General features: G+C 55.8%; 8 protein-coding genes and 1 tRNA gene. 4 read left to right on the top strand and 5 right to left on the bottom strand.

Annotation, left to right across the window (positions count from 1 at the left end; translation table 11 throughout):
• Positions 1 to 19 precede the first annotated feature (19 nt).
• The 5 genes from AC1QQ2_RS12545 to rpmH form a co-directional block, all read right to left on the bottom strand.
• Positions 20 to 1534, bottom strand: coding sequence for a putative bifunctional diguanylate cyclase/phosphodiesterase (locus tag AC1QQ2_RS12545; RefSeq protein ID WP_105234142.1), 1515 nt, complete (start codon positions 1532 to 1534; stop codon positions 20 to 22).
• Positions 1535 to 1599: 65 nt separating this feature from the next.
• A complete protein-coding gene (ttcA, locus tag AC1QQ2_RS12550; RefSeq protein ID WP_292251163.1) occupies positions 1600 to 2466 on the bottom strand; it encodes a tRNA 2-thiocytidine(32) synthetase TtcA in 867 nt (288 codons plus the stop codon).
• Between the two features lie 19 nt (positions 2467 to 2485).
• The gene (yidD, locus tag AC1QQ2_RS12555) at positions 2486 to 2734 is read right to left on the bottom strand and encodes a membrane protein insertion efficiency factor YidD (RefSeq protein ID WP_105234144.1); all 249 of its coding nucleotides are present in this window, start codon (positions 2732 to 2734) and stop codon (positions 2486 to 2488) included.
• Positions 2731 to 3120 carry a ribonuclease P protein component gene (gene rnpA / locus AC1QQ2_RS12560; RefSeq protein ID WP_479713387.1) on the bottom strand — a complete coding sequence of 130 codons (390 nt, stop codon included), beginning with the start codon at positions 3118 to 3120 and terminating at the stop codon, positions 2731 to 2733. The genes yidD and rnpA overlap by 4 nt, the downstream gene beginning before the upstream one ends.
• A gap of 20 nt (positions 3121 to 3140) precedes the next feature.
• A complete protein-coding gene (gene rpmH, locus AC1QQ2_RS12565; protein ID WP_067550427.1) occupies positions 3141 to 3275 on the bottom strand; it encodes a 50S ribosomal protein L34 in 135 nt (44 codons plus the stop codon).
• A gap of 250 nt (positions 3276 to 3525) precedes the next feature.
• Between rpmH and AC1QQ2_RS12570 the strand changes: the two genes are divergently transcribed.
• The 4 genes from AC1QQ2_RS12570 to AC1QQ2_RS12585 all read left to right on the top strand — a co-directional run bounded on the left by AC1QQ2_RS12570 (position 3526) and on the right by AC1QQ2_RS12585 (position 7170).
• On the top strand, positions 3526 to 4254 hold the full coding sequence (locus tag AC1QQ2_RS12570; protein WP_479713388.1) for a TVP38/TMEM64 family protein: 729 nt from the start codon (positions 3526 to 3528) through the stop codon (positions 4252 to 4254).
• Positions 4247 to 5611 (top strand): dihydrolipoyl dehydrogenase family protein, encoded by a 1365-nt coding sequence (locus AC1QQ2_RS12575; RefSeq protein WP_479713389.1) that lies wholly within the window; start codon positions 4247 to 4249, stop codon positions 5609 to 5611. The genes AC1QQ2_RS12570 and AC1QQ2_RS12575 overlap by 8 nt, the downstream gene beginning before the upstream one ends.
• 18 nt (positions 5612 to 5629) lie before the next feature.
• Entirely contained in the window at positions 5630 to 7030 is a 1401-nt protein-coding gene (locus tag AC1QQ2_RS12580; RefSeq protein WP_479713390.1) for a sensor histidine kinase, read from the top strand.
• A 63-nt stretch (positions 7031 to 7093) separates the two neighbouring features.
• Positions 7094 to 7170: transfer RNA gene (locus tag AC1QQ2_RS12585), tRNA-Arg, on the top strand.
• Positions 7171 to 7241 lie beyond the last annotated feature (71 nt).

Below are 7241 nucleotides of genomic sequence, written 5' to 3' on the forward strand. Positions count from 1 at the left end.
ACGCGTGTCACATTGCTGTTTACCCTGCTTTTCGCCGCAAACCGCGACTGCCAACCGCCATAGGGCTGTAGTTGTTGATCCAGTTGTCTACATCCTCGGGCGGTAGGGGGCGTGCAATTCCAAAGCCTTGGACGTGGCGGCAGCCTAATTCAGCCAGCTTTAGGCGCTCTTCGGTGGTTTCGACACCTTCGGCCAGCGTGTCGAGGCCGAGCCGATCTGCCATCGTCAAAATCGCAGCGACCATTTTCTGTTGTTCATCATCGGCATCGATGCGGGTCACGAATGATCGGTCGATTTTGATGCGTTCGATCGAATAACGCCGAATCGACGTAATCGATGCGTGGCCTGTTCCGAAATCATCAAGGTCGAGGCTGCAGCCTAGTCCCGCGAGGCCTGAAAGATTTCGGATCACGATGTCATCGGCATGATCAGCAACCACGGTTTCGAGCACCTCAACGGCGAGCCGATTGGCGTCCAGACCAAATTCATGGAGGCGCTGTTCTATCCGATCCACAAGTTGAGGATCTGTTAGCTCTTCTTTTGAGAAGTTCACACCAACGCGGGGGATCAACAGCCCTGTCTCATCCCAACGACGAAGAGATGACAAAGCGTCGTGGATCATCGCTTCGCCCAGTCGATGCATCTGACCAGCCTGAGCCAGTGCGGGCAGGAACTCCAACGGTGGGATCAGCCCGCGCCGCGGGTGCTGCCACCGCGCTAGGGTTTCAAATCCAGTGATTTCTCCGGTGCGTGTCGAAATCTGGGGTTGGAAGAAGGCACGAATTTCACCGTTATCCAAGGCGCGCGTGACTTGTTGGGACAGCTCGTTGCAATTTGCGATACGGTTTCGCATTGATGGGGAGAAGCTTCGGATGGCGGCGGGGGCGTGCCGTTGTGCTTCGATAAGGGCCGAATTTGCGGCCTGCAAAAGTGCGACACCCGTTTTGTGGTCGAGGCGATCTGATAGGCCAAACCCGATCGAGACAGTCAGATAGACGTTCATGCCCGCAATATTAAAGGGTTCGGCCATAGTGTGTTGGATGCGCGAGGCGAGTTGGATCGCGGCCTCAAGGTCAAAGCGTCGCGTCGGAGAAAGCCCTACCGCAAAGGTTGGACCATCGAGCCTCGCAGCGATGTCGTCAGCCCTAAGAATCGCGGAGAGACGCACCGCGACTGATTTGAAAATCGCCTCGACCCCTGATCGGTCATGGCGTTCTTCAATCAACTTAAACCGATCAATTTCAAAGACGATCGCGCCCGTCGTAAGCCCGTTTTGTTTGCCCGAGCGAAGAGCGTTGTCCAGCGCTATAACGAGGCCGTCGCGTGTGGTGAGGCCAGTGGCCGCGTCGATTGGGACCGCATCTGGCAAGTTCGGCAAGATGAAGGCGAGAAACGTCGGCCCCAAAAAGGTCGCGACGATTAATCCGGGTTGCCCTGCCAAAATGTATCCCGCCACAGCGCCAAGCGGCGCAATGAGGATATAGGGCCAGCGGGCCTTATTGCGGCGAACGGCGTCGACGATTGCGTTAGGCATAGTAGTTCATTCCTTTGCCCGTTTCCGGTCAGGATGAACCTAAAGCTCAATTGCTAAGTGAAACCTTAACGTAAGTCGGGAATATCCGGAAAATTGTCCGGTTTTTGTTCATTGATCTGCAATCCTTTGAAGTCAAAGATCGCTGGGTCGAGCAGATGCGACGGGCGCGTATTCATCAATGCGCGGAACATTTTCTGACGGCGGCCTGGTGCGTTTTTCTCCCAACCGTCTAGGATGCCCTTAACCTGTTGGCGCTGCAGCCCATCCTGCGACCCACAAAGATCACAAGGGATGATGGGGTAGTTCATCGCGGTCGCGAACTTCTCGCAGTCGGCTTCGGCGACATGTGCAAGCGGGCGATAGACGAACAGGTCACCTTCTTCGTTAACCAGTTTCGGCGGCATCGTTGCGAGGCGGGAGCCGTGGAAGAGGTTCATGAAGAAGGTTTCGAGAATATCATCGCGATGGTGACCCAAGACGACCGCGCTACAGCCCTCTTCGCGCGCGATTCGATAGAGGTTTCCGCGACGTAGGCGCGAACACAGGGCGCAGAAAGTGCGGCCTGCAGGCACTTTATCCATCACGATCGAATAGGTGTCTTGGTACTCGATCCGATGCGGAACGCCCATTTTCTCAAGGAATTCGGGTAGAACCGTCGCGGGAAAACCCGGCTGACCTTGGTCTAGGTTGCAGGCCAAAAGGTCCACAGGCAGGAGGCCGCGCCATTTCAGTTCATAGAGAATAGCCAGCATTGTGTAGCTGTCTTTGCCACCTGACAAACAAACGAGCCAGCGGGCATCACGTTCGATCATCCCATACTGTTCGATCGCCTCACGGACGTTTTGAACAATGCGTTTGCGCAGCTTTTTGAATTCGGTCGACTTTGGAGCGCCGTGAAAAAGCGGATGGATGTCGTCCAGATCGTCGAGCATGGCGCGTCCTTTGTCGTGATTAGTGGTCGTGATTGCAGCGGTGTTTGGGTTCAGGAACGTTATCGATTCCCGACCCGCCCCAAGGATTACACCGAAGAATGCGGTAGATCATCAGGTAGGTCCCTTTGATCGCGCCGTGTTTTTCCAGCGCTTCCATTCCGTAGGCAGAACAGGTTGGCTGGAAGCGGCAGCCGTGTCCGACCCATGCGCTAAAGACCAATCGGTAGAACCTGACGGGCAGGGATATTACCCAAGCAGCGGGTGTCATTTGTGCACCCTTCGCAGGGCCCAGATCAGGTCCTTTTGCATTTGTTTGAAATCCGCCGTTGCCGTGATTTCTTTGCGGCCAATAAGGACATAGTCCCAGCCGGCTTGGGCGTGGCTATGCATCACCAGACGGGCAATCTCGCGCAAACGCCGTTTGGCGCGGTTACGTGCGACCGCGTTCCCCACCTTTTTCGAGCAGGTATAGCCAACACGAAACGGCGCATCGTCGCCACGTTCGCGGGCTTGGAGGTGAAAGCCTGATGTGCCCTGACGCCGCGCATTGGCGGCCCGCAGAAAATCGGCCCGTTTTTTCAGGACCGGCGGACGAACGAAAACCGCCGCAGGCTGCGCCTCGGCGGTTCGCGTCGAATTCTCTTGCGGTGTCACAACGGACCCCGCAGGCGCCATTAGGCGCTCAGGACCTTACGGCCACGTGCGCGACGGGCGTTCAGGATCTTGCGGCCAGCTTTAGTCGCCATACGGGCGCGGAAGCCGTGACGGTTCTTACGAACCCGGTTAGAAGGTTGGAACGTGCGCTTCATCGCGTTCTCTCCGGTCAGATGGGCCGAACCTTTACAGATTCGAGGCCGTGAAACTTTGAAGCCCTGCCTTTAGAGGGGCCTCACCTCTCTGTCAACGCGGTTGGGGGTAGGTTTTTGACAAAACCGTCACATTCCCTGCCCGATGTTACAAAACTGGCCAGATTAAAGGCCAGTTCATCAACCTCGCGTGAGCATGGCTATGCGGGGGCGTTGGATTTGTCCATGAAAGATCAAAGCCAACGGAGCAAAAATGATAGAGAAATCAATTCTGGAGCCAACACTTCTTCGGCGTTTACCCATCGTCGTTATTCTCGTTGGTGCGATTCTTGGTGTCTGGTTTCTGCGCGATACGCTGACCTTTGAAACCTTGCGAGGGAACCGTCAGCTTCTCATCGACTTCCGAGATGCGAACCCCGTAATGTCGGTCCTTGTCTTCGTCACCGTTTATATCGTGATCGTTGCGTTCTCTCTGCCCGGAGCGACAGTTGCGACTTTGACGGGCGGGTTCCTCTTCGCGACTTTTCCGGGCGTTATGTATAACGTTCTCGGTGCCACTGTCGGCGCGTCTGCATTGTTTCTAGCTGCACGCTGGGGTCTGGGAGAACGACTGTCCGCGAAAATGGATGGGTCAACTGGCGCGATCAAGCGGATCAAAGATGGGATCGACGAAAACCAGTGGTCGATGCTGTTCCTAATTCGGCTTGTGCCAGCCGTACCGTTCTTTGTTGCGAATCTCGTGCCCGCGCTAGTGGGCGTGCCTTTGCACCGATTTGTGATTTCAACGGCGCTGGGCATTGTCCCAGGGGCTTTGGTGTTCACGTCGATTGGGAACGGTTTGGGCGCGGTTTTTGATCGCGGAGAATCGCCCGACTTATCGATCGTGTTCGAACCATCTGTGCTGCTACCCTTGATGGGCTTATGTGCGCTGGCTGCATTGCCCATCGTTGTCAAAGCTATTCGGAGATCAAAGAATGGATGAACTTCGGTGTGATGTTTGCGTGATCGGCGCAGGTTCTGGCGGGCTCTCGGTCGCGGCGGGGGCTGTGCAAATGGGGGCCAGTGTCGTCTTGATCGAAGGCCATAAAATGGGCGGTGATTGCCTGAACTATGGCTGCGTGCCGTCCAAGGCGCTTTTGTCTGCGGCGCGATCGGGTCAGGATTATGTTTCCGCCAAAGATCACGTCGCTCGAACGATTGCCGCGATTGAACCCCATGACAGTCAGGACCGATTCGAAGGGCTGGGGTGCACGGTGATCCGTGATTATGCACGTTTTATTTCACCCGCTGTCGTTCTAGCAGGTGGACAGCACATCCGCGCACGCCGATTCGTGATCGCCACGGGATCGTCACCATTTGTCCCGCCAATTGACGGCATCGACACTGTAGAGGCGCATACGAATGAAACGATCTTTGATCTCAGGGAAAAGCCAAAGCACCTGATCATCATCGGTGGTGGTCCGATTGGGATAGAGATGGCGCAAGCGCATCGCGGGTTTGGCTGCGATGTTACCGTTATTGAAGGCGCAGAAGTTCTCGGAAATGAAGACCGAGATGCGGCCGATGTGATCAGGACTTCGTTGGTGGGGCAGGGCGTAGCGATTCTCGAGAACAGTAAAGCGCTGCACATTTCAGCCGAGAATGGCGTCACCGTTCAGACGGATCGGGGTCCTATTGTCGGGTCGCACTTGCTCGTCGCGGCTGGACGACGCGTAAATATCGGTAAGCTCGATTTGGCGGTGGGTGGGGTCGACCACGACCTCAAAGGTATCCATGTCGATGCTGGACTGCGGTCGGTGTCCAACCGAAATGTCTATGCCATTGGCGATGTTGCTGGCGGGATGCAGTTCACGCACCTTGCGGGCTATCATGCCGGCGTAATCGTTCGGTCAATGTTGTTTGGATTGCCCGCCAAGGCGCGGACCGAACATATTCCACGTGTGACCTACACTTCGCCCGAGTTGGCCCAAATTGGCCCGACGGAGGCCGAGGCCACTGAAAAATACGGTGCTTCGTTGTCGGTCCATCGCGTGGAGTTTGCAGGTAATGACCGCGCCGTTGCCGGCGGAACAACCGTGGGCTTTCTCAAACTTATGGTCGTCAAAGGTCGGCCTGTTGGTGTGACAATCGTCGGCCCTCAGGCGGGCGAGTTGATCGCAATGTGGGCAATGGCGATCACAAATAGGTCTAAACTTTCGTTTATCGCCAATACTGTTTTGCCTTACCCGACCTTGGCAGAGATTAACAAACGCGCTGCGAGTGCCTATTTTACTCCAAAGTTATTCGAAAGCCCGCTCGTTAAGCGGGTCGTGGGGGTGGTGCAGCGATTGCTGCCGTAGTCCCGAAACGGAGGGGCAATGTTCAAAACGCTATCGGGGCGTTTTTTGATTCTGACCGTCATCTTTGTCATGTTGGCAGAGGTGTTCATTTTCGTGCCCTCTGTTGCGCGGTTCCGTCAGGATTACCTTTTGTTGCGCCTTGAGCGGGCGCAGATCGCATCTTTAGCACTATTGGCTGACGATATGATTACGCCAGAGTTGGAGGCGGAGCTTCTCGACAATGCGGGCGTGTTTAACGTGGTGTTGCGGCGTGATGAGGTGCGGCAGCTTGCCTTGTCCTCGCCCATTCCGGGGCAAGTCGAAGCGACCTACGATATGCGCGATCCTGGTGCGCTGGCCTTAATCCGTGACGCGATGTCAGTGCTGCTTTCAACGCATAACCCGGTCATCCGCGTGATCGGGAACCCAGTTCAGGATGGTGGCTTGCTGATCGAGGTCACGATGGAGCAGGGGCCGTTGCGGGTGGCGATGCTGGAATACGGTCTGAACGTGCTTCTTTTATCGGCTGTTATCTCGATTATTACCGCGCTCTTGCTGTTCTTTGCGGTGCAGGTGTTCTTGGTAAAGCCCATTCGCGGCGTGGTGCGCCACATGACGCTCTATGCAGAAGCACCCGAGGATGCCCGTAGGTTTATTGAGCCAAGTGCAGGCGTGCTGGAGCTGCGAGAAGCTGAACAGGCGCTGAAAACGATGCAAGAGCAGCTCACGGGCGCCCTCAAACAAAAAGATCGTCTGGCGCAGCTGGGCGAAGGTGTCGCGAAGGTGAGCCACGACCTGCGCAATATTTTGACCTCTGCTCAGCTGTTCACAGATCGGATCGAAGTTTCGAATGATCCTGCGGTTCAGCGACTCGCCCCGAAACTCGTCAACTCGATTACGCGAGCCGTGCATTTGTGTGAAAACACGTTGGCGTTCGGTCGGGCAGAAGAAGCGCCGCCAAAACTAACGCGTTTTGCACTGGCAGAAATCGTGGCGGACGTCATCGATAGTGAACGCCTCTCAGCTGGCGACTACGATTTGTCGTTCTCCGAGGACGTTGCTGCGAATCTGATGATACGCGCCGATAGCGAACAGATTTACCGTGTCCTTTCCAATCTGGTGCGGAATGCGCGGCAGGCCATTATGGCGACGGGGAAGGCGGGTGAGATCAACATTCATGCCGCTGAGACCGAGGATAGCTGGCACGTCATCGTCTCTGACACAGGGCCAGGGCTTCCTCCGCGTGCCAAAGAACACTTGTTCCAAGCCTTTCAGGGCGGCGCAACAAAGGGTGGTTCGGGGCTTGGCCTTGCGATTGCCGCTGAATTGGTGCGCGGTCATGGCGGAATTCTGCAATTGGCCGAGAGTGGTGCGAACGGAACATCCTTTGAAATGACCCTGCCAAAGGCCGAAATCAGACTTTCTACACCTGAAGCGTAAAAACTTTCATTTCGGCTCTTGCCATTACCAAACGGTGGGGATACATCGCCCCCACTCTGACGCGGACTGGTAGCTCAGTTGGATAGAGTACTTGACTACGAATCAAGGGGTCGGGGGTTCGAATCCTCCCCAGTCCGCCATCTAATTCCCCTTACATAAAACGTTTGTAAGCGTGAAATACGCTGCGTCGGTCCTGCTTTGTTTGCTGGTC

The sequence above is a fragment of the Aestuarium sp. genome, from assembly GCF_023253315.1.
Lineage (GTDB): Bacteria > Pseudomonadota > Alphaproteobacteria > Rhodobacterales > Rhodobacteraceae > Marivivens > Marivivens donghaensis.